The sequence below is a fragment of the Pseudarthrobacter equi genome, assembly GCF_900105535.1.
Lineage (GTDB): Bacteria > Actinomycetota > Actinomycetes > Actinomycetales > Micrococcaceae > Arthrobacter > Arthrobacter equi.
This window is the reverse complement of record NZ_LT629779.1, coordinates 380,602-406,179: the sequence shown is the minus strand read 5'-3', so window position 1 is coordinate 406,179 and position 25,578 is coordinate 380,602. Positions and strand designations below refer to the sequence as shown.

Below are 25,578 nucleotides of genomic sequence, written 5' to 3'. Positions count from 1 at the left end.
CGCCAGCGCCTGACGCGCGCCGGTGCACCGGGACATTCTCCCGAGGAAATAACCTTGAACACTTCTTCAGGCAACGCCCTGGACAGCACCATCACCACCCAACAAATCACTGACGGTCCATCCAGTTTCGGATATACGGCCGCCGTCGCCCGATATTTCGAGGACCATCCCTGCCCCGGGGGCACCGGACGCGGGCGTGTGGTCCGCGTGGACCGCAACTTGCTGCTCGTGGCGGTGGCCGATGGGCTCCTCCACCTCCCCTATCCACTCAGCGGGGAGGCTGCCGTCACCGGCGACTGGGTCTGGCTCGGCCCCAACCGGGCCGGTGACCGGCAGATCCTGACCGTCCTTCCGCGCCGGTCCGAGCTGAGCCGCAAACGCGCCTTCGAGGACTCATCCGCCGAGCAGGTTTTGGCGGCGAACATGGACACTGTGGGGGTGGTGCTCCCGGTGGACCGGCCCCTCACGCACAACAGGCTCGAGCGGACGCTCGTGGCCGCGTGGGACTCCGGCGCCACTCCGCTGGTGATCATCACCAAGGCGGACCTTGCGCAGGTGGCGGACGACGTCGTCGGGAAGGTCATCCTGCAGGCCGCGGGCGTGGAGGTGGTCACCACGTCGGCAGAAAACGGCGACGGGATCGACGAACTGATGGCGCACATCCCGGCCGGCGGAACCATTGTGCTGCTGGGGCCCTCCGGCGCCGGCAAGTCCACGCTCATCAACGCCCTGGCGGGCCGGGAAGTCCAGCACACCGGCGAGGTCCGGTCCGGGGACTTCAAGGGCAAGCACACCACCACCTCCCGGGAACTGGTGCCGCTTGCCAACGGCACCGTGCTCATGGACACCCCGGGCGTCCGCGGGTTCGGGTTGTTCGACGCCGAGGACGGGCTGGGCGAAATGTTCGGCGATGTGGAGGAACTGGCCGGGACGTGCCGGTTCAATGACTGCGGACACGGCAACGAGCCGGGGTGCGCCGTCCGGGAGGCGATCGACCAAGGTGTCCTCCCGGAGCGCCGCTGGAACTCCTACCTGAAGATGCAGCGGGAACTGGCGGCCCTGGCGCGGCGGTCCGACGTTGCGGCCCAGCGGGCGTACTACCGCGAGTGGCACCAGAAAGTGGTGTCCGTGGGGAAGTCGCAGCGGTGGGCGGAGCGTGAGGTGGCCGAAAGGCAGGAGAAGGCCGGCGGCACAGGACGGGGCAAGCGGCGCAAGGGGAGCCGCTGACCTGGCGGCGTACACTCCTGCCCAGTTACCCCCTGCTGAAGGCGGGCGGGGCCACGCTCCGCCGTGCAGCACCTGGCGCTGCCTCCGCTGCTTGGACCTGAGCCCGCCGGCAACTGGGCGGGAGGGCCCGGCGTCCTGCCACAGTGTCGGACTGCCGCGGTAGGGTGCGGTCATGGACATCATCCTCGTTCCCGGATTCTGGCTCGACGCTTCTTCCTGGGACGGGGTGGTGCCGGCGCTTGAAGCTGCCGGCCACCGCCCCGTCCCCCTCACCCTGCCCGGGCTGGAGTCGAAAGACGCCAACCGGGCAGGGATCGGCCTGCGTGACCACATCGACGCCGTGGTGGGCGCAGTGGACGGCCTCGACGGAAAAGTGGTGCTGGTGGGCCACTCCGGCGGTGGCGCCATCATCCACGGCGTCATCGATTCCCGGCCGGAGCGCGTGGCGCGGGCCATCTACGTGGACAGCGGCCCCCTGGGCGAGGGCGGGGTGATCAATGACGAACTTGAGGCGGACGGCCACGACGTTCCGCTGCCTCCGTGGGAGGGCTTCGAAGACGCCGACCTGGTGGACCTCGATGATGCGTTGCGGGATCAGTTCCGTGCCCGGGCCATCCCGCAGCCCAAGGGCGTGGCCTTTGACCAGCAGCACCTCCATGACGAGCGCCGCTATGACGTGCCGGCAACCGTCATTGCCTGCGAGTTTCCCTCCGCGATGCTGCACGAATGGATCGCGGGAGGGCACCCCTTCGTGGCTGAACTGGGCCGGATGAAGGACGTGGAGTACGTGGACCTGCCCACCGGCCACTGGCCACAGTTCACCAAACCGGACGAATTGGGCCAGGCCATCGTGGCAGCCGTAGGCACCCCGGAAAGCTGAAGCGGCAGGCTTCCGGGGGACCGACGTTCCGGGCCGCCGCACGCCTTGCCCAGGAGCCGTCATTTTGGGCAGGACCCTTGCGCGGCCGGGCCACACTCCGCATACTAAATGAATGACATTCATTTACGCTTCCCTTGACGGAGCCAGCGCCGCCCCCGCTCAAGCAAACCCGGCCGCCCGGTCAGCCGCCTCCGGTGCCATGCCGGCTGAGTGGAGCGCCCACCAGCAGACCTGGATGGCCTTCCCGCCGCCCAACGAAACCTTTGGGCCGGCGGGAAGCTCCACCTTGGACCGCGCACGCGCTGCATGGACGAAGGTAGCCCGGACCATTGCCAAGTATGAACCCGTCACTGTGGTAGCCGATCCCCGGGATGCCACGGCAGCCCGCGAATGGCTCGGCAGCGGCATTGCGGTGGTGGAGATTCCACTGGACGACGCCTGGATCCGGGACAGCGGGCCCAGTTTCGTGCACCAGCCGGACGGTTCGCTGGCTGCCGTCGACTGGGTTTTCAACGGCTGGGGTGCGCAGGAGTGGGCCGCCTGGGGCCAGGACCGGAAGGTTGCTTCCGCGGTGGCGGCACAAGCCGAGGTCCCCGTCCGCTCCAGTTCTCTGGTCAACGAGGGCGGCGGGTTCCACGTGGACGGGGAAGGGACGGTGCTGCTCACCGAAACAGTCCAGCTGGATCCCGGACGCAACCCCGCAGCCACCAAGGAATCGGTGGAGGCCGAGATCCACGCGGCCCTCGGCACCACCAAGGCCATTTGGCTTCCGCGCGGACTCACCCGCGACTACGACGAATTCGGCACCCGCGGCCATGTGGACATCGTGGCTGCCTTCGCCGGGCCCGGTACCATCCTGCTGCACCAGCAGGACAACCCTGACCACCCGGACCATGCTCTCTACCTGCAGCTGAAGGCCGTCCTGCAGGGCCAGGTGGACGCCCAGGGCCGGCCGCTGCGCATCATCGACGTTCCGGCGCCCACCGTCCTTTCGGATGAGAACGGCTTCGTGGACTGGTCCTACATCAACCACTACGTCGCCAACAACGTGGTGGCGCTGTGCGCCTTCGGCGATCCCAACGACGCCATTGCCCAGGGCATCCTGGAACGCGCCTACCCGGGACGGACGGTGGAACTGGTGGACGCCCGGGACATCTTCGCCTTCGGCGGCGGCATCCACTGCATCACCCAGCAGCAGCCAGCACCAAAGAGAAGCGCGGCATCGTGAGACCGTTCAATGTGGTCGAGGCCGGCATCGGCACGCTCCGCGCCGCGCTGGAAAGGGGCGAAACCACCAGCGAGGACCTGGTCCGCGCGTACCTGGCGCGGATCGAGAAGTATGACTCAAACGGCATATGCCTCAACGCCCTGGTGGTGGTCAATCCGGACGCGCTGGAAGAGGCGCGGGCGTCGGACCGGCGGCGGGCTGACGGCTCCCTGCTCGGCCCGCTGGACGGCATCCCCTACACCGCCAAGGACAGCTACCAGGCCCGCGGCCTGACGGTGGCCGCCGGCTCACCTGCGTTCAAGGACCTGGTGGCACAACGGGACGCCTTCACCATCGAACGTCTCCGTGCCGGCGGTGCCGTGCTGATCGGCCTGACCAACATGCCGCCCATGGCCAACGGAGGTATGCAGCGCGGCGTATACGGACGTGCCGAGAGCCCCTACAACGCTGACTACCTCACCGCGGCTTTCGCATCGGGCTCCTCCAACGGTGCCGGCACAGCCACGGCTGCCAGCTTCGCGGCCTTCGGGCTGGCGGAGGAAACCTGGTCTTCAGGCCGCGCCCCGGCGTCCAATAATGCACTCTGCGCCTACACGCCCTCCCGCGGCGTCATCTCCGTGCGCGGCAACTGGCCCCTGGTGCCCACCATGGACGTGGTGGTCCCCCACGCCCGCACCATGGCGGACCTCCTGGAGGTCCTGGACGTGGTGGTGGCTGACGACGCCGAAACCCGGGGCGACTTCTGGCGTGTCCAGCCGTGGATCCCGGTACCCAAGGCATCTGCCGTCCGGCCGCCGTCGTACGTGGCCCTGGCCGTTCCGGACGGCGCCGCCGCGGCAGGCGTGCTCGCCGGCAAACGGTTCGGCATCCCCAGGATGTACATCAACGCCGACCCGGACGCCGGCACAGCAGCGAACCCGGGAATCGGCGGACCCACCGGCCGGCGCATCGACACCCGCGGCTCCATCATCGGCCTGTGGAACGCTGCCCGGCGCGATCTCGAAGCTGCCGGCGCGGAAGTGGTGGAGGTGGACTTCCCCGTGGTTTCCAACTACGAGGGCGACCGGCCCGGCGCGCCCACCATCGCCACCCGCGGCCTGGTATCCGCCGACTACCTCCGCCGCGAAATCGTCGACCTCTCCGCCTGGGCGTGGAACGACTTCCTGGACGCCAACGGCGATCCCCGGCTGAACCGGCTGGCCGACGTCAAGGGCGCCGACATCTTCCCGGCACCCGACGGTTCCCTGCCGGACAGGTACGACGGTTTCGACGACGACATCAGCGACTATCCGGCGTGGATCCGCGACCACGGCGTGCCGTCCCTGGCGGAGATCCCGCACCTGCAGGCCGGGCTGGAGGGCCTGGAAAAGACCCGCCGCACGGACCTGGAGCGGTGGATGGACCGGCTGGGCCTGGATGCCGTGGTGTTTCCCGCCGCGGCGGACGTTGGCCCCGCCGACGCGGACAGGAACCAGGAGTCCGCCGATCTGGCCTGGCGCAACGGCGTCTGGGTGTCCAACGGCAATCTGGTGCCGCGCCACCTGGGCATTCCCACCGTTACGGTTCCCATGGGGCTGGCCGCGGACATCGGCATGCCGGTGGGACTGACCATTGCCGGCCGGGCCTACAGCGACACGGAACTGCTGCGCCTCGCGGCGGCCGTCGAGGCCACCGGAAACCGGCGCGTACCCCCGCCGCGCACCACGTCCGCCGGAGACGTCGAATAGCCCTGTCCCGGACCTGGACGCTGCAGTTATTCTGGACGCAGTGATTTTCATTTCTTGCCTGTGATCCACAGCTTCCGCAGTCTTCACCCGTCGCTCCGGCTCCCGATTACGAACAGGGCGGTGATTCCGCGTGCCATGGAGGGGAACCCCGTTGTGGGTTCCCCTCCACCCGGCCCCCTTATCGGAAACATTCTCGGGAGACCCCATGGACACCCAGCCACACGGCACACCCCTCCTCACGCAGGTCACCCTCCGGCCTGACTGCGCCAACTGCTTCGCGCTCTGCTTCACCGCCTTTGGCTTTACCCGCTCGGCGGATTTCGCCATCGACAAGCCACCCGCTGCCGAATGCCCCAACCTGGCCACCGACTTTTCCTGCACCATCCACGACAGGCTCAGGCCCCGCGGCTTCCGGGGCTGCACGGTCTTCGACTGCTTCGGTGCCGGCCAGTCGGTCAGCCAGGGCCTCTTTGCCAGGATCAGCTGGCGGGAGGACCCTGCGTCGCAGCAGGCCACGTTTGGCGCCTTCCGGGTGGTCAAGCAGCTCCACGAGATGCTTTGGCACCTGGCCGAAGCGCACCGGCGAACCTACAGCCCGGACACTGCCGCCGACGTGCAGCACCTTCGGGTGACGCTCGAAGAGGCCGCGGCAAGCGGCGCGCAGGCCGTCCTGGAGCTCGACGTGGAGGCCCTGCACCACAGCACCGCACAGCTCCTGCGCACGGTCAGTGAAGAGGTCCGGGCAGGTTACTTTACGGACGACGCCGGCCCGGCCGCCCGCCTGCACGCTGGCGCCGACCTTGCCGGTGCCGGGCTGCGCGGGCTACAGCTGTGCGGCGCGGACCTTCGCAACGCAGTGCTGATTGGCGCCGACCTCCGCGGCACGGACCTCACGGCCGTGGACCTGCTCGGTGCCGACCTGCGGGATGCAAGGCTCGACGACGCCGACCTGGCCGGCGCGCTCTTCCTCACCCAGGCGCAGGTCACCTCGGCCCGGGGCAACGGGGGCACGCGGCTTCCGGCGGTGCTGGCGCGGCCCGGGCACTGGACGGACTAGGGCGCGCACCGCGGAGCGTGCGGCGGGCCGGGAGTCAGGCCCGGGAGAAAGTGTAGAAGCCCACCCCGTGGGCGGGAAGTTCCAGCTCCAGTGCCGGCACCCGGTCCACTGCCGTGATTCCGGCGCTGGAGCCGCTCCAGGCCTCCCGTGCCCGCCAGCCGCCGGGCTGCGGGAGGCCAAGGTCCGCGAGCGGCAGGGAACGGGCCAGGCTGGCCGTCCCGGTGTTGAAGCATGCCGCGTACCGGTCCTCCGACGTCGTGCTTTCTGCCGCCCAGACCACCAGGTCCCCGTCGCGGAGCAGCTCGCGGCTGTTGGAACCGGCCCGGTGGGCTGCCAGCAGGTCGGGGTTGGTCAGCAGGTCCAGGGTCTCCGGGGGTGAGGCCGGCAGGTCACAGCCGAGCATGAGCGGGGACCGGGCGATGCACCAGAGCGAGAGCATGGTGCGCTGCTCGTCGGCGGTGAGGCGGCTGAGCCGTTCCCCGCCGCGTTCGGCCCGCTGCGCCATCCGTCCCACCGGCAGCATGTCTGCGTCCGCCCAGCTGCCCGGCCGCTGGTGGGGTGCCCAGCGGGCCATGCGGGCGAACTGCGCTTCCACGTCTTCCCACACGTCCCAGAGGTCGTCGGAGACACGCCACATGGTGGCGTTGGCCCGCAGGTGGTCAAGCCGCGAAAGCGACAGCGCCCTGCCCGGTGAGAGGCTGAGGACCATGTCCCGGCCGCAGCGGTCCATGGCCTTCCGGTAGGCGGCAATTTCCGCGTCAAAGTAGGGGCCCAGCATGTCATCGGCCTTGACGAAATCCACGCCCCAGGCGGCGAAAAGCCGCAGCTGGGAGTCGTAATAGGCCTGGGCTCCGGGCTGGCTGTGGTCAAGGCCGTAGTTGTCCGCATTCCAGCTGCAGACGGAGGCGGTGTCCGCGATCAGGTCTGCTGTGGCAGTCGTTCCTTCCACCGGAAGCCGCTCGAGGACCGCCTGGCGGGGGATGCCGCGCATGATGTGCAGGCCGAACTTCAGCCCCAGGGCATGGATCCGGTCGGCCAGCGGCCTGAACCCCAGCCCGCCGGCCGCCGAGGGAAACCTGTTGACGGCCGGGAGCTGCCGCCCGTACGGATCGAGTTGCAGCCGGGCACCGTGGTTGTATCCGCCGGCCCGCGCAGCCGGTTCGTACCACTGGATGTCCACCACCACGGTGTCCCAGCCGTGCGGCAGGAGGTGCCGGGCCATGAATTCGGCGTTGGCCAGCACTTCAGCCTCGGTGACGGACGTGCCGTAGCAGTCCCAGGTGTTCCAGCCCATGGGCGGCGTGGCGGCGATAGTCATCCGGCCAAACTACAACGTTGGAAATCGATGCGCCACCCCGTGGAAGTGCCTTGACACCTGCATTTGTTAGCGCTGACAGTTGATGAAGCCACGAACCCGACCGGAGAGCCACCTCAATGAAGAACTGGGCAGGAAACCTCGAATACGCATCGTCCGCCGTGCACCGGCCAAAGTCGGTGAACGAGCTCGCCGCCCTGGTCGCGGCGGCGCCCCGGGTCAAGGCGCTGGGCTCGCGGCACTCCTTCAACCGGGTGGGCGACACCGAGGGGCTGCACATCCTGCTGGACGGCCTGCCGCACAGCATCGAGCCGGACAGCGAACGGCAGACCGTCCGGGTCAGCGGGGGCGTCAGCTACGGCGAACTGTGCCGGGCGCTTGAACAGTCAGGCCTGGCCATCCACAACCTGGCATCCCTCCCCCACATCTCGGTGGCCGGGGCCATCCAGACCGGGACGCACGGCTCCGGCGTCAACAACCAGTCCCTGGCGGGCGAGGTGCAGTCCATCGAGCTGGTCCGGCCGTCCGGGGAAGTCCTCACCCTGACCCGTGCTGACGGGGACGACTTCCTGGCCAGCGTGGTGGGCCTTGGCGCCCTGGGCGTCATCACCGCCGTCGAACTCTCCACCCGGCCCAGCTTCCGGATGCGGCAACGCGTCCTCGAAGACCTGCCGTGGGACGCAGCGCTGGCGAACTTTGATGCCCTGGTGTCCGCCGCCTACAGCGTGAGCCTCTTCACCACCTACGCGGGTGATTCGGTCAGCCAGGTCTGGCTCAAGGCCCTCGACAGCGAACCTCCACTGGCTAAGTTTTTTGGCGCCACCGCTGCCACCCGACCTCGGCATCCGCTGCCGGACATGTCCGCCGAGAACTGCACGCAGCAGCTGGACCAGGCCGGTCCGTGGCTGGACAGGCTGCCGCACTTCCGCCACGAGTTCACGCCCAGCAACGGCGAGGAACTGCAGAGCGAGTACATCCTGCCGCTGGAACACGCCCCGGCCGCCATCGAGGCCGTTCGCACCCTGGCGGACCGGTTGGCGCCGCTGCTGTTCATCTCGGAAATCCGGACCGGGGCGGCCGATGAATTCTGGCTCAGCCCGTTCTACCGGCAGCAGAGCGTGGCCCTGCATTTCACATGGAAGCCGCTGCAGGCGGACGTCGAAGCGCTCCTCCCGGAACTCGAGGACCTGCTGCGCCCCTTCGGCGCCAGGCCCCACTGGGGCAAACTCTTCACGCCGTCGCGGTTCGACTGGGAGCAGCTGTACCCGCGCTTCGCTGGCTTCCGGTTGCTCGCCTCGGCCCATGATCCTGAGGGGAAGTTCCGGAACGTCCTGCTGGACGGCATCCTCGGCGTTCCCGCTGCCAGCGGGCGCTGAAACTCCGGAACGCGCCAGGCCGTGACGGCGGCGGCGGCTAGGCTGGGGACATGAAACGCCGCTTCGCAGCCCTGTCCGCCGCCCCGCTCCTGCTCCTGCTCGCCGGCTGCGGCGCCGTGGAGGAGGCCGCTACGGATGCAGCCAACGATGCGGCATCCAAGGTTGCCACAGCGGCTGCGGACGAGGTCAACAAGCAGATCTGCGCCGTGGTCCAGGACGGCCTGGTGAGCGTGCAGGACAAGCAGGTGCTGGCCGGATTGGTTTCCGCCGCACGCACTGCCGGAGTCCCCGCGGACATCACGACGCCGTTGGGCGAGATAGCTGAGGCCGGAGACCAGGTGCCGGCCGAGTCGGTCCATGCACTGCAGGACGCCTGCGCAGCCTAGCGATACCCGGAGGCGCCAGCCTGCGCCGGTGTCCGGGCCCTTGTTATTGCGACTGATCGAGCCCGTGCAGTCCGCCCGCGGCGGGAGGTCCGTGACCCTTCCGGTCGTGGACCGTCCGGTCCCGTGAGGACCGCTCAGAAGACTGGGTCCCGTGCGGGGTCCGCTCGTGGCCGGCCCTGTGCTGCGGCGGGGCAAAGGGAACCACGTCCGAGTTCCTGCTCGCCGGTGCGGCCCGGATGAACTTGGCCAGTTCTTCGCGGAGCACAGTCCAGCCGATATCCGGGTCATCGGGGTAGGCGTCAACTTCCGCCTGCCGCGCTGCTTCCAGCGCCGCGATTCCGCGTTCGGTCAATTCGACCTTCAACTGGCGGCGGTCTGAGGGGTGCCGCGTCCTGGTGATCTGTCCCGCGGCTTCCAGCCGGGTGAGGACCCTGCCCAGGGTCTGGCTTTGCACGCGGATGGCATCGGCGAGCCGCTCCTGGTTCAAGGGTCCGCCGGACAGTCCTTCCAAGGCGATAACTGCGGCTCGTGTCAGCCCCAGCGGAGCCAGTGCTTCATCCTGCCGCCGTTGGACCAGACGCGCCGCCAGGGTGATCAGTCGATAGCTGTTCCGGGCATCCGGATCAAGATTGCTGGTCATCGGGCCGTGGCCTTCCTGTAGGTGGCAAAGCGGGGATCGCCCTTCATCGCTACCTACCTACAATAAGCATGCTTAGCATCATCGTCGCAAGTGAAGTCACTCCCCCTCCCCCCAAAAGGCCGGGCGGACGTCCCTTTTAGCGTGCTCGGCGGCCCTTTTTCAGAAAGTCCCCGCCGGCCCCTTGCGGACTAAAAGGCAAGTGTGCTTACTATCTAATTAGTAACCCTGCTTACTAAACAGCCAGCTTTGCTGGTTCTTAATCGCCAGCTGACTTGAGGAAAGAGAGCCCGATGACAGAGAACCAATGGCCCCAGACTCCCAACCCGGCCGTCACGGATCCCTACGGTGCCGCCACCGTCGAGGATGACTTCACTACCCCCTCGACGTCCGGTCCCGCCGGTGATTCGAAGACCGACGCCGCAAAGGCAGAGGCCTCCGACGTGGCAGGACAGGCAACGTCCGCAGCCAAGGATGTGGCACATACGGCGAAGGAAGAAGCCGCCAACGTCGCAGCCGAGGCAAAGACCAACGCCAAGGACCTGATGAATCAGGCGAAAACCGGTCTCAGCAGCGAGGCAGGCGCCCAGCAGCAGAAGGCTGCTGAGGGGATCCGCAACATCTCCGGCCAGCTGCACAGCATGGCCAGCGCCCCTGAGCAGCAGGGTATGACGAGTGACCTGATCCGGCAGGCAGCCGAACGCGGCGACTCGGTCGCGTCCTGGCTGGAGAACCGTGAGCCGGGAGACCTGCTCGGCGAAGTGCAGCGGTTCGCCCGCAACAAGCCCGGGACGTTCCTGCTGCTCGCCGCCGGTGCTGGCCTGCTGGCCGGCCGCCTGACCCGAAGCCTCACCGCAGGAGCTCCTGAACAGGCCTCAGGGACAGCGGGCGCCGGCCAGGCGCAGTCCCCCGCGGCCACGCAGCAGGCAGCGCATTCCGCACCGGTCCAGCCGCTCCACCAGGAGACCGTATACGCAGCGGGGACCGACGACCTGTTCGCCGAACCCACAGTTACCGGTACCCCATCCGCCACTTCAACCCTGCCGGGAGGCACCGCCGAGGACACGCCGCTGCGGTACGAGGATGACCCGTTCGGTGACGAGGACGGCTCCTACCGGACCGCGGAGGGCGGCTTCCGGTCGACGGAAGGACGCCCGTAATGAGTAGCCAGATTCCTGAGTCGCCGGGCGTGGCGCACCAGAAGGCAGAGACAGCGTCGCTGGGTGAACTGCTCGGCGATGTCACCCGGGACCTGTCCACCCTGATGCGCCAGGAAGTCGACCTCGCCAAAGCCGAACTCAAACAGTCCGCCACCCGGGCCGGTAAAGGCGGCGGCATGCTCGCCGGCGCCGGCGTCGCAGGCCACTTCGTCCTGCTCTTCCTGTCCCTGGCCCTGATGTTCGGCCTCGGCGCCCTCATGCCCCTGGGCTGGGCCGCCGTGATCGTCGCCCTCATCTGGGCCATCGCAGCCGCCATCCTGGCCAGCATCGGCCGGAAGAACCTCAAAGAAATCAAGGGCCTGCCCCAAACCGGCGAAACACTCGCCGAAATCCCCCCGACCCTCAAACCAGGTGAGGTAAACCGATGAGCGAAAACCCGGACGCAATCCGAGCAGATATCGAAGCCACCCGCGCACGCCTCGGCACCAACGTCGACGCCGTCGCGGACAAGGTCACTCCGTCCAACATCGTCCACCGCCAAACCGACAAACTCAAAGACGCCGCCACCGGCGTCAAGGAGAAAATCATGGGAGCAGCAGACCACACGGGCACCAGGGTGCAGAACACAGTCCAGGACACCACCCACTCCGGGGCCGGGCACACCACCAACGCCCTGCACAGCACCGGCGACACCCTCCACGACGCCAAAGACAACGTCGCCTCCACCCTCTCCGACGCCGGCCACACCGTCGCCGCCACACCGGACCGGGTCAAAGCCAAAACCCAGGGCAACCCCCTCGCCGCCGGCCTCATCGCCTTCGGCGCAGGCATGCTGATCTCCTCGCTGATCCCCGCAAGTGAGAAGGAACGCCAGGCAGCAGACCAGCTCAAAACCGCCGCCGAACCCCTCACCACCGAACTCACCGACGCCGCCAAAGGCATGGTCCAGGACCTCAAAGAACCAGCCCAACAGGCCATGGACAACGTCAAAACCACCGCCACCGACGGCATCGAACACGTCAAAACCGACAGCCAAGACGCCGCCACCGACGTCAAAGACCGCGCCACCACCGCCAAAGACACCATCCAAAACACCTAGGCAGGCGCAAAACCAGTAACAGCACCGGGGCCGTCTTTCCTTTTTGGAAGGGCGGCCCTGGTGTCTCCGTCCGCTACAGCAAAGGAACTGCCATGAAGAAGTTGCTCTTCGCCTTTTTGCCCGCCATCATCGGCCGCATCCTGCGGGCCAGGAAAGCCCGGCAAACGGGCGCCGGCCAGGTCCCGCCGAGGACCCGGTACTGACCAGAGGCCGTAACGGGGAGTTCGCCTAGCGCTTGCCCTTCTTGCGGGAGCCCTTGCCCCTGCCCTTGTCCGGGTTGGGGGCATATCTCTGCGCCACCTTGGGCGCTGCCTTCTTGGCACCCGAACCACGGCGGTCCGGTTTCGGGGCCTTCTTTTCCGTGACCGGCTGCGCGGAGGGCTGCCGTGAACTCTGTGCCGTCCGGCCGCGGACGATGCCGATGAACTCTTCCAGGACCTCGTCGGTACTGTCCGTGACCCACACCAGGGCGATCTCGGTGCCGGGCGCGTCGGTGGCGCGGCGGGCCACAGTGTCTTTGACGTTGAAATGGCGGGCCACGGACATGGGCAGGATCACCAGTCCGGCGCCGGAGGCCACCACCTGCAGGGCCGGCTCGGGGCCACCCAAGGCCGCCACGTCCAGGAAGGACTCCTGGTCCAGGTCCGCCAGCGCCACGTCCTCGAACACCGAAATTTCGTGGCCCTTGGGAGCGACCACCACGGCCTGCTCCTCGTACAGGGGAATCACGCTGAGGCCTTCGCGCCCGATCGGGAGCCGGACGAAGGCCATGTCCGCGGAACCGCCGCGGACCGCCTCAGCCGGGCCGCCGCCGTCGTGCATCTCAGCGTGAAGGGGAATGTGCGGCATGCGCTCTTCCCAGCGGCGGATCCATTTGCCCGGCGTCACGCCCGGAACATACGCGATGCGCAGCTCGCGCGGCGCTTCGGCGGGAATGTCGCCGGTGGAAACGGCGTCGTCTGGGGAGGAGGTTGTGGAGGGCACGTCTTCACAGTACCCGCCGCCCGGATACCCTTGAAGCATGACCTCTGCAAACTCCCAGTCCATGAAGCCGGCCACCGTTGCCAAGAAACTTGGCATCCACCTGCCCGCAACACCGCAGGAGTTCCAGGATTCGACCATCACCCGCGAGGAATTCGCCGAACTCCAGGCGAACCCGCCGGAGTGGCTCGCCGAGCTGCGCCGCAACGGTCCGCACCCCCGCCCTGTGGTGGCACAGAAGCTGAACGTCTCCATCAGCGGCCTGGCGCGCGGCGGCGTCGAGGACGCGCTGACGACGGCGGAGATCACCGCGCTGCTGCAGGCTCCGCCGCAGTGGCTGGTCACCGAACGCTCCACCCACGCAGCAGTCCGCGCCGAGGCGCAGCGGGTGAAGGACGAGGCCGCCAAGAAGGAAGCCAAGCGGGCCCGCGCCAACTGACGCCACCGCTCCACATAAATCAGAAGCTTGTCCGCAGATCTGAACCCTGAAGGCCCGGATCTGCGGACAGGCTTCTGTTGTTTCCGGTGTGCTCCCCTATCCAGGGGCCGGATCAGTCCTGATGCAGCTGGATGTAGTTGCCGCAGCCGTCGTCGAACACGGCACTGATGCCGGACGGGTCCTCGGCCGGCGGGCTCTTGAAGGTAACGCCCGCGGCCATCAGGCGGTCGTATTCGGCCTGGACATCCGGCACGCCAAACACGATGGCCGGCAGCCCTGCCTCGTGGACCGCGTTCATGTAGTCGGCCCCGAGGGGGTTGTCGCTGGGCTCCAGGAGGAGTCCCGCTGAGTTGTCCGAGGCACCCGGGTCCTTGATGATGTACAGGTTGTACTCCGGCATGGCCATGAGGGTGTCGAAGCCCAGGGTGCCGGTGTAAAAGGCGTGGGCGGCGGCAGGGTCCTTGACGTGGATGCTGCACATTTTGATTCGCATGGACCCCAACATACCCTCGCCGGACGCCTAGCTGACAAGGATCTGGGTGGCGGATTCTTTAAGCTTTCCGTTGGCCCATTTCATCTGCCGGATGTTCTGCGCGTGGCAACGCTCCGCCACCTCCAGCAGGTCCTTGTGTTTGATGCCCTGGGCTGCCTGCGCCACGAGTTCCCAGTCCGCGGAGACGCCGCAGGCCTTGATGTAGGCCTCCCGGAGGTCGCGCAGGAGCAGCAGCCCTGCCTCGGCGTCACGGCCCACCAGCTCGCTGCCCTTCTCGCGGATCTTCTCGAGGAGCGTGTTCTCAGCCTTCGGTTCGGGATCCAGTTCCCGGCCGTAGCGGCCGGCGATGGCGGCAATCTCACGGACGTGCTGCTGGGACCATTTCGCCAGGTCGCGGGCCAGGTGGTAGATCTCGTGGTCCACTTTGTGCCGCTCCGAGACGCGGAGAAGGTGTTGGGCGAGGTCGTTCTCGTCCCGGTGGAGCTGTTCCAGTACCAGTCCGATTTTCACAGCGATGCCTCCCCTTCGTCGGTGCCGCCGTTGCCGTCCGCGGGACCGGTGCTGTCCCCGGAGATTTCCTCGCCGGCCAGCGCGGACGGGATGCCCCTGGTCCGGGCCTCTGCCGGGAAGTCGCCGGCGGGGGCGGAGGCTGTGTTGGTGGGGGCAGGGGCGGGCCCGTCGCCGGACCGCACTTTGGAAATCCGGGCAGCCGCGGTCTTGAAGATGGGCTGCTTGGAGGCGGCGTCCCAGTCCGTGATGGTCAGCTCGTTGGCGGCGCGTCCTGCGCCGTCAGGTTCGTGCCCGCCCGGCGTATCCCAGTAGCCGTAGTGGAACGGCAGGAACACCACGCCGCCCCGGATGCCGCCGATCCGCACCTTCGCCTGCACGGACCCGCGCGGAGTGGCCACCTCTGCAAGGTCCCCCTCGGCAAAGCCGTACGTGCCGGCGTCGTGCGCGGACAACTCAACCCAGACGTCCGGTGCCGCTGCCTGGAGTTCCGGCGCCCGCGCCGTCTTGGTCCGGGTGTGGAAATGGAACAGGGTGCGGCCGGTGATCAGCTGCAGCGGGAACTCCTTGCTGGGGAGCTCGTGCGGCGGCACGTATTCGGCGGCTTTGATGAGGGCGCGGCCCTCCGGGTTCAGTGCCTTGTACTCGGTGGGGTCCACGGGGGCGCCGGTGATGAGGTCGCGGCCGTAGGTCTCGCAGTAGTCCGGGTGTGCCCAGAACTTCCCGTCAGCGTAAATGCGTTCGGTGCCGTCCGGGTTCTCCTCGTTGCACGGCCACTGGATGCCTGAGCCGCCGAGCAGCTTGCCGTAGGTGATGCCGGTGTAGTCGCACGGACGCCCGCGGGTGCACTCCTTCCAGGCCTCGAACGCCGACTCGGGACTGTCCCACTTGATCAGTGGCTCGCCGTCCTTGTCCTTCAGCCCCATCCGGTGGGCGTAGTCGATGAAGATGTCCAGGTCCGGGCGGGCCTCCCCGGGCGGGTCCACCGCCTTCTCGGACAGGTGCACGGTGCGGTCCACATTGGTGAACGTCCCTGTCTTTTCACCCCACGTGGCGGCGGGGAGCACGACGTCGGCCAGCTGGGCGGTCTCGGTCAGGAAGATGTCCTGCACCACCAGGAAGAGCCGGTCCTGCTCCAGGATGGAGCGGATCCGCCGCAGCTCCGGGAGGGAAACGGCAGGGTTGGTTCCGCTGACCCACAGGAGCCGGATGGAGCCGTCTTCCGCGTAGCGCATCATCTGCATCAGGTGGGTGGGCGGAGAGTAGTGCGGGATGGACATGGGGTCCACGTTCCACACGCGCGCCAGGTCCTTGATGTGGGCATCGTTGGACCAGTTCCTGAACGCTGCGAGGTCCCCGTCCGCCCCGCATTCGCGCGTGTTCTCGGCCGTCGGCTGGCCGTTCATCTGCAGGATCCCGCACCCCGGCTTGCCCAGCATGCCGCGGATGATGTTGATGTTGTTCACCTGGACGGCGGCGGCGGTGCCCTGGTTGGACTGGTAGAAGCCCTGCAGCACTGTGGACAGGAGCCGTTCCGCGTGGCCAAGGATCCGCGCCGCTTCCTCGATCTTTGCGGCCGGAACACCTGTGATTTCGGCAGCCAGCGCGGGTGCGTACTTCGCCACCTCCTTCTCCAGGTCCTGGTAGCCCACCGTGTGCGCCTGGATGTAGTCCCCGTCCACCCAGCCGTTGGCGATGATGTGGTGGAGGATGGCGTTCATGAGGGCCACGTTGGTGCCGGGCCGGGGCGCCAGGTGCACCGTTGCGGCCCGGGCAACCTCGGTGAGGCGCGGATCCACGCAGATGATTTTGGGCGGGTTGGGCCCGGCCAGCCGGTCCAGCATCCGGGTCCACAGGACGGTCTGCGTTTCAGCCACGTTGTGGCCGTAGAGGGCGATGACATCCGCGTGGTCCACGTCCGTGTATGAGCCCGGCTGGCCGTCGCAGCCGAATGATTCCTTCAGTGCTTCCGCCGCGGTGGCGGTGCAGAGCCGGGTGTTGCCGTCCACGTGGTTGGTCCCGATCCCGCCGTGCGCAATGGTCCCCAGGGTGTAGTACTCCTCGGCGAACAGCTGGCCTGTGGTGTAGAACCCCAAGGCGCTGGGGCCCTGCTCCGCCAGCAGGGCTTTGGACCGGGACACCACACGGTCCATGGCCGTTTCCCAGTCGGTCTCCACGAGTTTGCCGCCTTCCCGGATCAGCGGCCGGGTCAGCCTGTCCGGGGACGCGTTCGCCTGCCAGCCGTACAGGTCCTTGGGACCGAGCCGGCCGTGGTTCACGCGGTCTGAGGCACGGCCGCGCACGCCCACAATCCGGTTGTCTTTGACGGCGATGTCCATCGCGTCGCCGTTTGAATGGAGGATGGAGGCGGTCTGGACCCACCGGTCCACGGATTCCGCGTCAACTCCTTCGGCCAGGTGGGTGTCCACGCGCACCGGCCACGTTCCGCCGCCGCGATACGGAGTCCTGGTACCCCACGGTTCTGCGATCCGGTCAATCCGACCCATCGGTTCATCTCCCGTCCCAAAGCGCGCCCGGCACCCCTGGGATGCGCATCAAGCCTGCGCACCCAAGCCGTGCAGCAGCGCTGCACCTGCAGTACACGGGAAACGTACCCTTCCCCGCGGCGGCAAAACGCCCGCACGCAGCCGACATTGACCGCGCTGACGGAACAGGGTGCAATTGAATGACCAGCCCGGGATTCCGCGGCCCGGGCGCACGCTGGAGGTGCCAGGTGGCAGCCGTGACGGAAGGACTTGTGCAGGGACTCGTTGAGGGTGCCTGGGCGCTGGTGCTGTGCGGGCCGGTGCTGGTAGCCAGCGTTGCCGCCACGGTTTTTGTGGTGCGGCGCAGGACCCTCTTGGCGTCCGACGGCGGGGGGCAGCGTTCGGACCAGCTCTTCTGGGACCTTTTCCTTGGCTCATGCGTGGCAGTTCCCGCGCTGCTGATCCCTACGCTGATTTCCCCTTGGACCGGCCTGTTCCTGGCCGGCGCCGCCGTGGCAGCGGGCATCGGTGCGTACCGCTGGACGCCGCGCTACCTGGCCGGACGCTCACGCCGTCGGGATGATCTTGCGCGGGAGGCAGCGCATCAGGCGGCCCGGGCCAGGCACGATGAGCTGATGGCCCGGTGGAGCCGCTACGAGCTGGATCCTGCGTGCAGCATCGACTACCCAGGCCTCACCGATGTCCGCCTTCCCGAAACATCCGCGCTGATCAAGGCCATACGGGCGGCTGAAGAGCTTCGGAGCGTTCCCGGCCACGGCAGCGGTTCCGCCGGTGGGAAGGAGTATCCCGACGCCGTTTCCAGCCTGGCTGCCTCCCTCGCCGATGCCGAGCGGGCGGCGGGCATTCCGGCGGGCCAGGCGCAGGGGCCAGGTTAAGTGGTGTGTCGGGAGCGGTGGAGCGCCCACCGCCGGCGGGGATAGCATCCCAGAATGAAGCCAGAGGAAATACCAGCCCGCGACCAGTACGGCCGGCTGCTGGAGGACCGCGGGGTCTGGCGGCAGGCCACCACACTTGAGGCTGCCGGTGAACTGACCGCGCGCTGGCTGGAGGGTGGAAGTTCCTACCAGCCCGGGCACTTCGCGGCAGACTACGACGACGAAACCAACCCGATCGCCGCCGCGCTGGCGGAGCTGAACCGGAACGGGCTGTTCACCAAGGAATCCCAGCCCGGCATCCAGGACGGCCGCGCAGCGCAACGGCAGTACGTCACCGGGTTCTGCAGTGCCGCGACGGCCGGCGATCTGCTGGCACTGTCCACCCGCACGGAGCTTGTGACCATCGCCCACGCCCCGGGCGAGGCCAGCAGCGCTGCCATCCCCGTCACCCTGGATGGTTCGGAGGTGGTGACGGTGCTCGGGTCCAGCGAGAACCCCGTGGATGAAGAGCAGATCAAGGCCTGGTCCGACGAGACCAACGACTCCCTGGCCCTGTTACTGGCTGATTCCTGGTACGTGGAAATCCTGGACCCGGTGTGGGGCCGCAACGACGTCCTCCTGCCTGCGGTGCTGGGCGCGCTGACGGGGCAGAACTAGCGGGAAGTTGTCCCGGTCTTCGCTTCGCAACAGGTTGCAATTTCTCGCTGACCCCACTCCGAGCCGACCTGTCCACCGGCCGGCTGCGGGACGTACCGCATGACGTCAGGTCAGCGCGGCATGCAGCCGGCGATCAATGCGGGAAACGATGCCGGTGAACACGGCATCGTCGTCGAGAGCGCGGGTCATGATCAATCCGCCCTGTATCGCTGCCACCGCGTCTACTGCGAGGTCAGCGGCATCGGACTCGGCAATTCCACCGCGGTGCAGCGTCTCCGCGAGTACGCTCACCCAGTCGGCGAAGTACGAACGAACCTCCCGGGCGAAGGTTTCCTGCTCTTCCCCCAGGGTCATGGCAGCGAACAAGCACACCCTGTCCCTGGAGGCGAAGTACTCCTCCACCACCTGCGACATGAGCGTCACCGCCTGAGCTGCGTCGTCCGCTGTGCGGAGCGGCTCAAACACCTGATGGTCGAACCAGTCGCGCACTTGGGCCAGGACGGCCCCAGCCATGTCCGCTTTCCCGTTGGGGAAAAAGTGGTAAAGGCTGCCCCGTCCTATGCCGGTCTCCTGCTGAATGACCGACAACGATCCGCTCTCGAAACCCCGCCGGCGGAAGACGCCCGCGAGGGCCCGAACCGCGTCTGATCGATCGAGTACCGTTCGGGGCATTACAGGCCAAGCTCAGTCAGGCCCGGGTGGTCCGCCGGTCGCGGGCCCGAGTGATCCCAGAAGAACTTGCGCCCGGATTCGTCGATCGCCACGTCATTGATGCTCGCGTGGCGGTGGGTCATGAGTCCGTCATCGTCGAATTGCCAGTTCTCGTTGCCATACGCCCGGAACCACTGCCCGGTAGCGTCGTGAAACTCGTAGGCGAAGCGCACCGCAATCACGTTCCCGGTGTACGCCCAGAGTTCCTTGATCAGCCGGTAGTCCATTTCCCGCTCCCACTTACCGGCGAGGAAGTCCACGATCGCCGGACGACCCGTCAGGAACACTGAACGGTTCCGCCACCGGCTGTCCTCGCTGTAGGCAAGCGAGATCCGCTCAGGATCACGCGTGTTCCATGCATCCTCAGCGCTGCGTACTTTCAGGACGGCAGAAACTTCATCGAACGGGGGAAGTGGAGGTCGCGACATCGGATTTCCTTTCGTCATCTCTTTGTACCGATCGGTTCAGAGTGTACTTAAAGGTACAAACCCGTATGAGGGGAAGTCAACACCAGCAAAAGGATTCCCCAAATCCGCGCAGGCAGCCGAGTGACTCGGCGCCATTAGTTAAAGGTCGTGGGGACAGATTTCCGTGCCAACCAGTCCGGATCGCCCCTGTCCGTAGGAGGGGTCACCGTCATTCCCCGCCCAGATCACGCCACCCCGCGGGCAGGTCATCACATCGAATGCCCTGCCGTATAAATGCGCCCGCAGATGGTGACCGTCGTCCTCGACCACTTTCCACCCGGCTGCCGTCAGTTGAGCGCGATAGTGCTGCAGCACGTCGACGTCCCCCGAGAGCTTGAACCAACGGGTACAACCGCCCACACCACTCATGCCCCCGCCGCTGAATTGGCCCACGTGGCTGATGGAATCAAACACCTGCTGGGCTGCTCGATCCGCCGAGGCCATGGGCTCAGCCGTCCCCTCTGTCACGCACTGTGGAGACGAGACGTACTGCGTCTCGAAACGCTGCCCCAGGGCCAAGGGCGTGACAGCAAACATGCCGATCAGCATAAGGGCCGGAATAGCCACAGCCGTCAGCCGCATCCACCGCCTGACCGAAAGCACGAAACCAATAAGGGCGAAGAGGGTTACCAGCAGGAGCGCCAACTTGGAGGGACCGGCCGTCAACCCCCACATGAGTCCATCGAATGCACTGCCCGTGACATCGCCGTAGACACTCATGAATCCGTAGTGGACCAGCACACCCAGAACCGCCAGTCCTGCCCCAATAACGAGCAAGACCGCGGCGGTTGCGGACCGGCCGGTCTGGCGCATGGCTCATAGTAGGTTCGGGCCGACCGAATGTCTACGGGCCTTTCGCAGCCATCCCGGCAACGGCCAGGTTACTCCTCAAATCACTTCTGATGGCACAAACGGCGCCACATACGAAAGGTGCGGGGCAGCGCCGTCCGCTGCCCCGCACCTACTCAAACACAGTGGCCCTACAGCTCCACGGTGCCGCTCTCGCCGACGCTCATGCGGCTGTTCGTCACCTTGGACTTGACCCACTGCAGCACCGTGGCCGCCGTACCGCCCGGGCTGGTCCAGTATTCTGCAGAGTCCGAATCCACCCGGAGCAGGCATACCTCGGGGGTGTCCGGCCCGTCCGGGAACCATGCCTCAACAACCTGGTTCCACATTTCGTGGATCTTGGCGCGGTCCGTGACCACCTCTGCGGTCCCGGCGACGGAAACCCACTCGGTGTTCTTGCCGAAGGAGACGTTCACGCGGGAGTCCGCGCGGACGTGCGCAACCTGCGAGGTGCCGAGCCCGGTGAAGAACCACATGTCGCCGTCGTCCTTGACCTCCTGGACGGCCAGCGGCCGGCTGACGAGGGCGCCTTCTTCGTTGATGGTGGTGACCATTCCGATCTTGGAATCGTTGATGATCTCAGTAACCTTGCTGATGCTCTGGGCGTCAGTCATGCCTCACCTCGTTCGTCTGGAGTCGGGGACACTCCCCACCGCCAGCCTATTAGTAAGCATGCTTATTTGCCAGCGCGGTCAGGCGCCCGCAGGAACGGACACGCGCGCCACTTCGGCGATACGCTCCGCGGTGCGGCGGCCCATCCTGATGGCACCGTCCACGTGCTGGTAGCCCTCGGCGGCGAGGTCGGAGGAGGACCAGTAGATGGGGCCCACCGGGGCGTGCTGGTCCTTCCCGTACCGGTGCAGGCCGCCGAGATCGTAGCTGGCAGCGTAGGCGCCGCGGGTCCACTCCTCGGAGCCCCAGTCGGATTCGTAGTACACCTCGGGAGTGAGAGCTTCGTCGCCGAGGTAACCGGCGACGGACGCAAGGATCGCCTTCCTGCGCTCTTCGGCACTCAACTCGAAGACGGCGTCAGCCTTCTCATCGGACACGAAGCCCACCAGGGTACCGCGGGCATCGGCGTGGTTGGTGTTGTCGTAGACCTCCTGGACCAGGGCATCAGCGCCGAAGCCGGTGCCCGAGAGCCCCTTGTCACGCCAGAACGGCGTGGCGTACACGGCGTGGACCTTGATGACCAGGCCCAGGGATTGGTGCTGGTGCATCTGGTGCTGGCGGCGCGGCAGCGGCGGGTTGAACGAGACGCGGGAGTACAGGTTGGGCGGGACGGCCATGATGACGAAGCGGGCGTTGACGGTGGCGCGGTCTGATTCAACGGCCACGCGGTGCCCGCCCTCGGCGTCGGGCTCCCAGTTGACGGTGCGCACCGGGGAATTAAGCACGACGTCGTCGCCGAGGTCCTGCGCCAGCAGCTGCGAAACCTGCTGCATGCCGCCCACCACGCGGCGGTCCAGGATAAAGTCCTCGTCCGTGAGGTTGGTGAAGGAGCCCGCGGACGCTGCCATGAGGACGGCCTGCAGGGCCGAGAAGGAGTGCGCGGGCTTGGTGAGCATGCCGCCGGCGATGAACAGGCCGATGTTCTTGCAGGCTTCCTCGCTGGCCGAGTTCTGCCGCAGCCAGTGATGGAACGAGATGGTGTCCAGTTCCCGGGCCTTCGGGTGCGCCCATGGCTCGGCGGGCCCAATCTCAGCCGCGAGCTTATCCAGGATGGCCACCAGGCGGTCCATTTCGACGGCGGTTTCCGGGTCCACGGGGAACGAGTCGCCGGTGTAGCGCACGGGGACGCCGTCGGCGCCGATGTAGACGGACTCACCGTCGCGGTAGCGCGGGTAGGTCTCCAGGTTCAGTTCCTCGAGCAGTTCCAGGAGCGCTTCCTGGTCCGGGGAGACCCACTGGCCGCCGATTTCCAGCATGGCGCCGTCCACAGTTCCGGTCCACGTGCGCCCGCCCACCCGGTCACGGGCCTCGAGTACGGCGACGCTGAGGCCGGCCTTCTTCAGTTCGCGGGCGGCCGTGAGTCCGGACGGCCCGGCTCCTACGACGACGACGTCGCGGTTCAGGTTCAGCATGATGTCCTCTCTGCGGTCCCGGGTGATGGAAACCACTAAATGAATGGCATTCATTTAGTAGAACTATAGCCCGTCCGGCCGGGCAGCGGAAGTGCCTGGTGCAATAATGCGGAGGACACCGAGGAAAGGGCAGAAATTGCCGGCAGTACCAGCAGCACAGCAACGTCCGGCTACCGACGGCGGGGTCCGGAGAAGGCGCGCCGGACGGCCTTCCTCGGCGGTACTGGACAAGGCAGGCATCACCGCGGCGGCCCTGGAGCTCGTGGGCAGGAAGGGGTACGACGGCCTGACCATGGCCGCCCTGGCCAAACTCCTCGAGGTGGCACCCTCAGCCCTCTACAACCACGTGTCGTCGAAGCAGGACGTCCTGCTGCTGGTGGAAGACCACCTGATGTCCCTGGTGGATGTATCCTCCTTTGGCGCCGCCCCCTGGGATGACGCGGTCCGGACGTGGGCCTGGAGCTACCGCAATGTCTTCGCCGAGCACACGCCGCTGATTCCGGTCATCGCCGTACTGCCGGTTACCGACGCGCCCCAGACGCTGGCCATGTACGAGACGGTCAGCAAGGGATTCCTCGACGCCGGCTTCCCCCAGGAGCGGATCATCTCCGCCATCGTGGCGCTGGAGTCGTTCATTTTTGGCTCCGCGTACGACGTCACCGCGCCGGAAGACATCTTCGATCCCGGCACCATGGCCGAATCCACGCCGTACTTCACCGCTGCCGTCCGCGGGGCTGCGGGCACCGCACTCCGCGGATACACCCAAGCTCCGGAGGGCACCGAAGCGGCCGCGGACCCCCTCCGCGCCGCCGACGCCGCCTTCACGCTGGGCCTCGATGCCCTGGTGGCCGGGCTGGGTGGACTTCGGAAGGCGGACTGACCCGGGGGCCAACAATCACGGCTTGCCGGATCGTGCTTGTAGTACAAGTTTTAAACTTGTATCCTAAGAAGGTGGGCGAAGGAGCCCAGTCCCGCCCTTAGGAGAATCCATGAGCACCGTCGACCTGATCCGGCACGTCAAGCTGTCCACCGCCCGCCTCCCCCTCGCCGTTCCCATCAGCGACGCCAAGGTGTTCACCGGCCGGCAGAAGCCCATGACCGAGGTGGTCTTCCTCTTCGCCGAAATCACCACCGAACTGGGCCACTCCGGCATCGGCTTCAGCTACTCCAAGCGCGCCGGCGGCCCTGCCCAGTACGCCCATGCCAAAGAGGTGGCCGAGGGCATCATTGGCGAGGACCCCAACGACATCGCCAAGATCTACACCAAGCTCCTGTGGGCCGGCGCCTCGGTGGGCCGCTCCGGCGTCGCCACCCAGGCCCTGGCCGCCATCGACATCGCCCTTTATGACCTCAAGGCCAAGCGCGCCGGCCTCCCCCTCGCCAAGTTCCTGGGCTCCTACCGCGACTCCGTACAGACCTACAACACCTCCGGCGGCTTCCTCAACGCCTCCCTGGACGAGGTCAAGGCACGCGCCACCCAGTCCATCGAGGAGGGCATTGGCGGCATCAAGATCAAGGTGGGCCTGCCGGATTCGGCCGAGGACCTGCGCCGCGTGGCCGGCATCCGCGAACACATCGGCTGGGACGTTCCGCTGATGGTGGACGCCAACCAGCAGTGGGACCGGGCCACAGCCCTGCGCATGGGCCGCCGCCTCGAGGAGTTCAACCTCATCTGGATCGAAGAGCCGCTGGATGCCTACGACTTCGAAGGCCACGCGCACCTGGCGCATGTCCTGGACACCCCCATCGCCACCGGTGAAATGCTGGCCTCCGTGGCCGAGCACAAGGGCCTCATCGCCGCCAACGGCTGCGACATCATCCAGCCTGATGCCCCGCGCGTCGGCGGCATCACCCAGTTCCTCCGCCTCGCCGCCCTCGCGGACGAACGCGGCCTGGGCCTGGCCCCGCACTTCGCCATGGAAATCCACCTGCACCTCGCCGCGGCCTACCCCCGCGAGCCGTGGGTGGAGCACTTCGGCTGGCTGGACCCGCTGTTCAACGAGCGCCTCGAAACCAAGGACGGCCGCATGATCGTTCCGGACCGCCCGGGCCTCGGCGTCACGCTCAGCGACCAGGCCCGCGCCTGGACCACCGATTCCGTGGAGTTCGGCGCATAACGCTGAAGCCGTAACCTTGAGCCATGAGCCGGAACCTCACCGCGGACCTCGCCGCCGACCTTCGCAACCGCATCGTTGACGGCATCATCCAGCCGGGTGAGAAGCTTCCCAGCGAAAACACCCTGATCAGCGACTTCGGCGTCAGCCGGACCGTGGTGCGTGCCGCGCTGACGAGGCTCCAGGCCGAAGGGCTCGTGGAAACCGAACGGGGGCGCGGCAGCTTCGCCCTCACGCCGCCGTCGGACGGGCCCCAGGCTGTACCCGGGGCCCGTCCAGTGGCCACCACCGAGGACCGGCTGCACCTGCTGGAGTTCCGGATGGGCGTTGAGACGGAGGCCGCGGCCCTGGCGGCGCGCAACCATACGGAACGGCAACTGCGGGCTGTGGGCACTGCGCTGGAGGCGTTCACCGAGAGCGCGGGACACCCGTCCCATGCCATGAAATCGGACTTCGACTTCCACCGGGCGGTGGCGGCGGCCTCCGGCAACCCGTATTACTCCGACTGCCTCGCAGCACTGGGCCAGACGATGATTGCCATGCCCCGCACCCGGTTGATGACCGGCGTCGAGCACTACGCGCGGGACCACTTCGACCAGGTGGTCCAGGAGCACCGGTCCATCCTGGACGCCATCGCTGACGGTGACGAGGCTGCCGCCGCCGCGGCCATGCGCAGCCACCTGGCCAACTCCCGACGCCGGTTCAAGGCATCCGCGCGGCCGTCCGGCGAGCCTGGACCCAGGCCCGAGTCCTAAGCCTGTTCGCGGATCCGGGCCTTCAAAGCCCGGATCCGCGAACAAGG

27 protein-coding genes and 1 pseudogene are annotated in these 25,578 nt (G+C 67.3%); 16 read left to right on the top strand and 12 right to left on the bottom strand.

Going from position 1 to position 25,578, the window contains the following annotated elements; all coding sequences use genetic code 11:
• Nucleotides 1-54: 54 nt before the first annotated feature.
• The 5 genes from rsgA to BLT71_RS01745 all read left to right on the top strand — a co-directional run bounded on the left by rsgA (nucleotide 55) and on the right by BLT71_RS01745 (nucleotide 6,119).
• Nucleotides 55-1,227 carry a ribosome small subunit-dependent GTPase A gene (gene rsgA / locus BLT71_RS01765; protein WP_091717033.1) on the top strand — a complete coding sequence of 391 codons (1,173 nt, stop codon included), beginning with the start codon at nucleotides 55-57 and terminating at the stop codon, nucleotides 1,225-1,227.
• 172 nt (nucleotides 1,228-1,399) lie between these two features.
• Entirely contained in the window at nucleotides 1,400-2,107 is a 708-nt protein-coding gene (locus BLT71_RS01760) for an alpha/beta fold hydrolase (protein ID WP_091717031.1), read from the top strand.
• A gap of 112 nt (nucleotides 2,108-2,219) precedes the next feature.
• Nucleotides 2,220-3,335 carry an agmatine deiminase family protein gene (locus BLT71_RS01755; protein ID WP_091717029.1) on the top strand — a complete coding sequence of 372 codons (1,116 nt, stop codon included), beginning with the start codon at nucleotides 2,220-2,222 and terminating at the stop codon, nucleotides 3,333-3,335.
• On the top strand, nucleotides 3,332-5,062 hold the full coding sequence (locus tag BLT71_RS01750) for an amidase (protein WP_091717027.1): 1,731 nt from the start codon (nucleotides 3,332-3,334) through the stop codon (nucleotides 5,060-5,062). Before BLT71_RS01755 ends, BLT71_RS01750 begins: the two co-directional genes overlap by 4 nt.
• Before the next feature lie 205 nt (nucleotides 5,063-5,267).
• Nucleotides 5,268-6,119, top strand: a complete 852-nt coding sequence (locus BLT71_RS01745) for a pentapeptide repeat-containing protein (protein ID WP_091717025.1) — start codon at nucleotides 5,268-5,270, stop codon at nucleotides 6,117-6,119.
• 34 nt (nucleotides 6,120-6,153) lie between these two features.
• On the opposite strand, the gene BLT71_RS01740 is transcribed toward BLT71_RS01745, so the two are convergent.
• On the bottom strand, nucleotides 6,154-7,437 hold the full coding sequence (locus BLT71_RS01740; protein ID WP_091717023.1) for a glycoside hydrolase family 27 protein: 1,284 nt from the start codon (nucleotides 7,435-7,437) through the stop codon (nucleotides 6,154-6,156).
• A 116-nt stretch (nucleotides 7,438-7,553) separates the two neighbouring features.
• Between BLT71_RS01740 and BLT71_RS01735 the strand changes: the two genes are divergently transcribed.
• The gene (locus tag BLT71_RS01735) at nucleotides 7,554-8,810 is read left to right on the top strand and encodes an FAD-binding protein (protein ID WP_091717021.1); all 1,257 of its coding nucleotides are present in this window, start codon (nucleotides 7,554-7,556) and stop codon (nucleotides 8,808-8,810) included.
• 50 nt (nucleotides 8,811-8,860) lie between these two features.
• Nucleotides 8,861-9,196 (top strand): hypothetical protein, encoded by a 336-nt coding sequence (locus BLT71_RS01730; RefSeq protein ID WP_091717019.1) that lies wholly within the window; start codon nucleotides 8,861-8,863, stop codon nucleotides 9,194-9,196.
• Between the two features lie 43 nt (nucleotides 9,197-9,239).
• Here BLT71_RS01730 and BLT71_RS01725 read toward each other — a convergent pair whose 3' ends face one another.
• A complete protein-coding gene (locus BLT71_RS01725) occupies nucleotides 9,240-9,836 on the bottom strand; it encodes a MarR family winged helix-turn-helix transcriptional regulator (protein WP_091717017.1) in 597 nt (198 codons plus the stop codon).
• A gap of 290 nt (nucleotides 9,837-10,126) precedes the next feature.
• On the opposite strand from BLT71_RS01725, the gene BLT71_RS01720 reads away from it, so the two are divergent.
• Genes BLT71_RS01720 through BLT71_RS01710 form a run of 3 tightly spaced genes read left to right on the top strand, consistent with a single transcriptional unit; the run spans nucleotide 10,127 to nucleotide 12,092 of the window.
• A complete protein-coding gene (locus BLT71_RS01720) occupies nucleotides 10,127-10,993 on the top strand; it encodes a hypothetical protein (RefSeq protein ID WP_091717015.1) in 867 nt (288 codons plus the stop codon).
• Complete coding sequence (locus BLT71_RS01715; protein WP_091717013.1) at nucleotides 10,993-11,421, top strand: phage holin family protein; 429 nt, start codon at nucleotides 10,993-10,995, stop codon at nucleotides 11,419-11,421. The genes BLT71_RS01720 and BLT71_RS01715 overlap by 1 nt, the downstream gene beginning before the upstream one ends.
• Nucleotides 11,418-12,092 (top strand): DUF3618 domain-containing protein, encoded by a 675-nt coding sequence (locus BLT71_RS01710; RefSeq protein ID WP_091717011.1) that lies wholly within the window; start codon nucleotides 11,418-11,420, stop codon nucleotides 12,090-12,092. The genes BLT71_RS01715 and BLT71_RS01710 overlap by 4 nt, the downstream gene beginning before the upstream one ends.
• A gap of 228 nt (nucleotides 12,093-12,320) precedes the next feature.
• On the opposite strand, the gene BLT71_RS01705 is transcribed toward BLT71_RS01710, so the two are convergent.
• Nucleotides 12,321-13,115 carry a LysR family transcriptional regulator substrate-binding protein gene (locus tag BLT71_RS01705; RefSeq protein WP_172830023.1) on the bottom strand — a complete coding sequence of 265 codons (795 nt, stop codon included), beginning with the start codon at nucleotides 13,113-13,115 and terminating at the stop codon, nucleotides 12,321-12,323.
• On the opposite strand from BLT71_RS01705, the gene BLT71_RS01700 reads away from it, so the two are divergent.
• Nucleotides 13,114-13,512: a DUF5997 family protein gene (locus tag BLT71_RS01700; RefSeq protein ID WP_091717009.1), complete on the top strand. Its 399-nt coding sequence runs from the start codon at nucleotides 13,114-13,116 to the stop codon at nucleotides 13,510-13,512. The two genes, BLT71_RS01705 and BLT71_RS01700, sit on opposite strands and share 2 nt — an antisense overlap.
• Before the next feature lie 112 nt (nucleotides 13,513-13,624).
• On the opposite strand, the gene BLT71_RS01695 is transcribed toward BLT71_RS01700, so the two are convergent.
• The 3 genes from BLT71_RS01695 to BLT71_RS01685 are packed head-to-tail and all read right to left on the bottom strand — an operon-like array spanning nucleotide 13,625 to nucleotide 17,019.
• Complete coding sequence (locus tag BLT71_RS01695; protein WP_091723741.1) at nucleotides 13,625-14,005, bottom strand: VOC family protein; 381 nt, start codon at nucleotides 14,003-14,005, stop codon at nucleotides 13,625-13,627.
• A gap of 27 nt (nucleotides 14,006-14,032) precedes the next feature.
• A complete protein-coding gene (locus BLT71_RS01690; protein ID WP_091717007.1) occupies nucleotides 14,033-14,515 on the bottom strand; it encodes a hypothetical protein in 483 nt (160 codons plus the stop codon).
• Nucleotides 14,512-17,019, bottom strand: a complete 2,508-nt coding sequence (locus BLT71_RS01685; RefSeq protein WP_091717005.1) for a molybdopterin oxidoreductase family protein — start codon at nucleotides 17,017-17,019, stop codon at nucleotides 14,512-14,514. Before BLT71_RS01685 ends, BLT71_RS01690 begins: the two co-directional genes overlap by 4 nt.
• A 236-nt stretch (nucleotides 17,020-17,255) precedes the next feature.
• On the opposite strand from BLT71_RS01685, the gene BLT71_RS01680 reads away from it, so the two are divergent.
• A complete protein-coding gene (locus BLT71_RS01680) occupies nucleotides 17,256-17,894 on the top strand; it encodes a hypothetical protein (protein ID WP_231994407.1) in 639 nt (212 codons plus the stop codon).
• A gap of 54 nt (nucleotides 17,895-17,948) precedes the next feature.
• Nucleotides 17,949-18,551: a DUF6919 domain-containing protein gene (locus BLT71_RS01675; RefSeq protein WP_091717003.1), complete on the top strand. Its 603-nt coding sequence runs from the start codon at nucleotides 17,949-17,951 to the stop codon at nucleotides 18,549-18,551.
• A gap of 105 nt (nucleotides 18,552-18,656) precedes the next feature.
• On the opposite strand, the gene BLT71_RS01670 is transcribed toward BLT71_RS01675, so the two are convergent.
• The 6 genes and pseudogenes from BLT71_RS01670 to BLT71_RS01650 form a co-directional block, all read right to left on the bottom strand.
• Entirely contained in the window at nucleotides 18,657-19,064 is a 408-nt protein-coding gene (locus BLT71_RS01670) for an LmrA/YxaF family transcription factor (RefSeq protein WP_231994576.1), read from the bottom strand.
• Nucleotides 19,065-19,223 (bottom strand): annotated as a pseudogene (locus BLT71_RS20985) (TetR/AcrR family transcriptional regulator); the annotation flags it as partial. It lies immediately after the preceding gene.
• Nucleotides 19,223-19,690, bottom strand: a complete 468-nt coding sequence (locus tag BLT71_RS01665) for a nuclear transport factor 2 family protein (RefSeq protein ID WP_091716999.1) — start codon at nucleotides 19,688-19,690, stop codon at nucleotides 19,223-19,225. The gene BLT71_RS01665 and the pseudogene BLT71_RS20985, both read right to left, overlap by 1 nt.
• A gap of 138 nt (nucleotides 19,691-19,828) precedes the next feature.
• Nucleotides 19,829-20,542, bottom strand: a complete 714-nt coding sequence (locus BLT71_RS01660; protein WP_091716997.1) for a hypothetical protein — start codon at nucleotides 20,540-20,542, stop codon at nucleotides 19,829-19,831.
• Nucleotides 20,543-20,709: 167 nt separating this feature from the next.
• Nucleotides 20,710-21,192 (bottom strand): pyridoxamine 5'-phosphate oxidase family protein, encoded by a 483-nt coding sequence (locus BLT71_RS01655; RefSeq protein WP_056080156.1) that lies wholly within the window; start codon nucleotides 21,190-21,192, stop codon nucleotides 20,710-20,712.
• 78 nt (nucleotides 21,193-21,270) lie between these two features.
• Nucleotides 21,271-22,716, bottom strand: coding sequence for a flavin monoamine oxidase family protein (locus tag BLT71_RS01650; protein WP_091716995.1), 1,446 nt, complete (start codon nucleotides 22,714-22,716; stop codon nucleotides 21,271-21,273).
• Between the two features lie 82 nt (nucleotides 22,717-22,798).
• On the opposite strand from BLT71_RS01650, the gene BLT71_RS01645 reads away from it, so the two are divergent.
• The 3 genes from BLT71_RS01645 (at nucleotide 22,799) to BLT71_RS01635 (ending at nucleotide 25,531) form a co-directional block, all read left to right on the top strand.
• The gene (locus BLT71_RS01645; RefSeq protein ID WP_091716994.1) at nucleotides 22,799-23,542 is read left to right on the top strand and encodes a TetR/AcrR family transcriptional regulator; all 744 of its coding nucleotides are present in this window, start codon (nucleotides 22,799-22,801) and stop codon (nucleotides 23,540-23,542) included.
• 109 nt (nucleotides 23,543-23,651) lie between these two features.
• Entirely contained in the window at nucleotides 23,652-24,779 is a 1,128-nt protein-coding gene (locus BLT71_RS01640) for an L-talarate/galactarate dehydratase (protein ID WP_091716992.1), read from the top strand.
• Nucleotides 24,780-24,802: 23 nt separating this feature from the next.
• Nucleotides 24,803-25,531 (top strand): FadR/GntR family transcriptional regulator, encoded by a 729-nt coding sequence (locus BLT71_RS01635; protein ID WP_091716990.1) that lies wholly within the window; start codon nucleotides 24,803-24,805, stop codon nucleotides 25,529-25,531.
• Nucleotides 25,532-25,578: the final 47 nt, after the last annotated feature.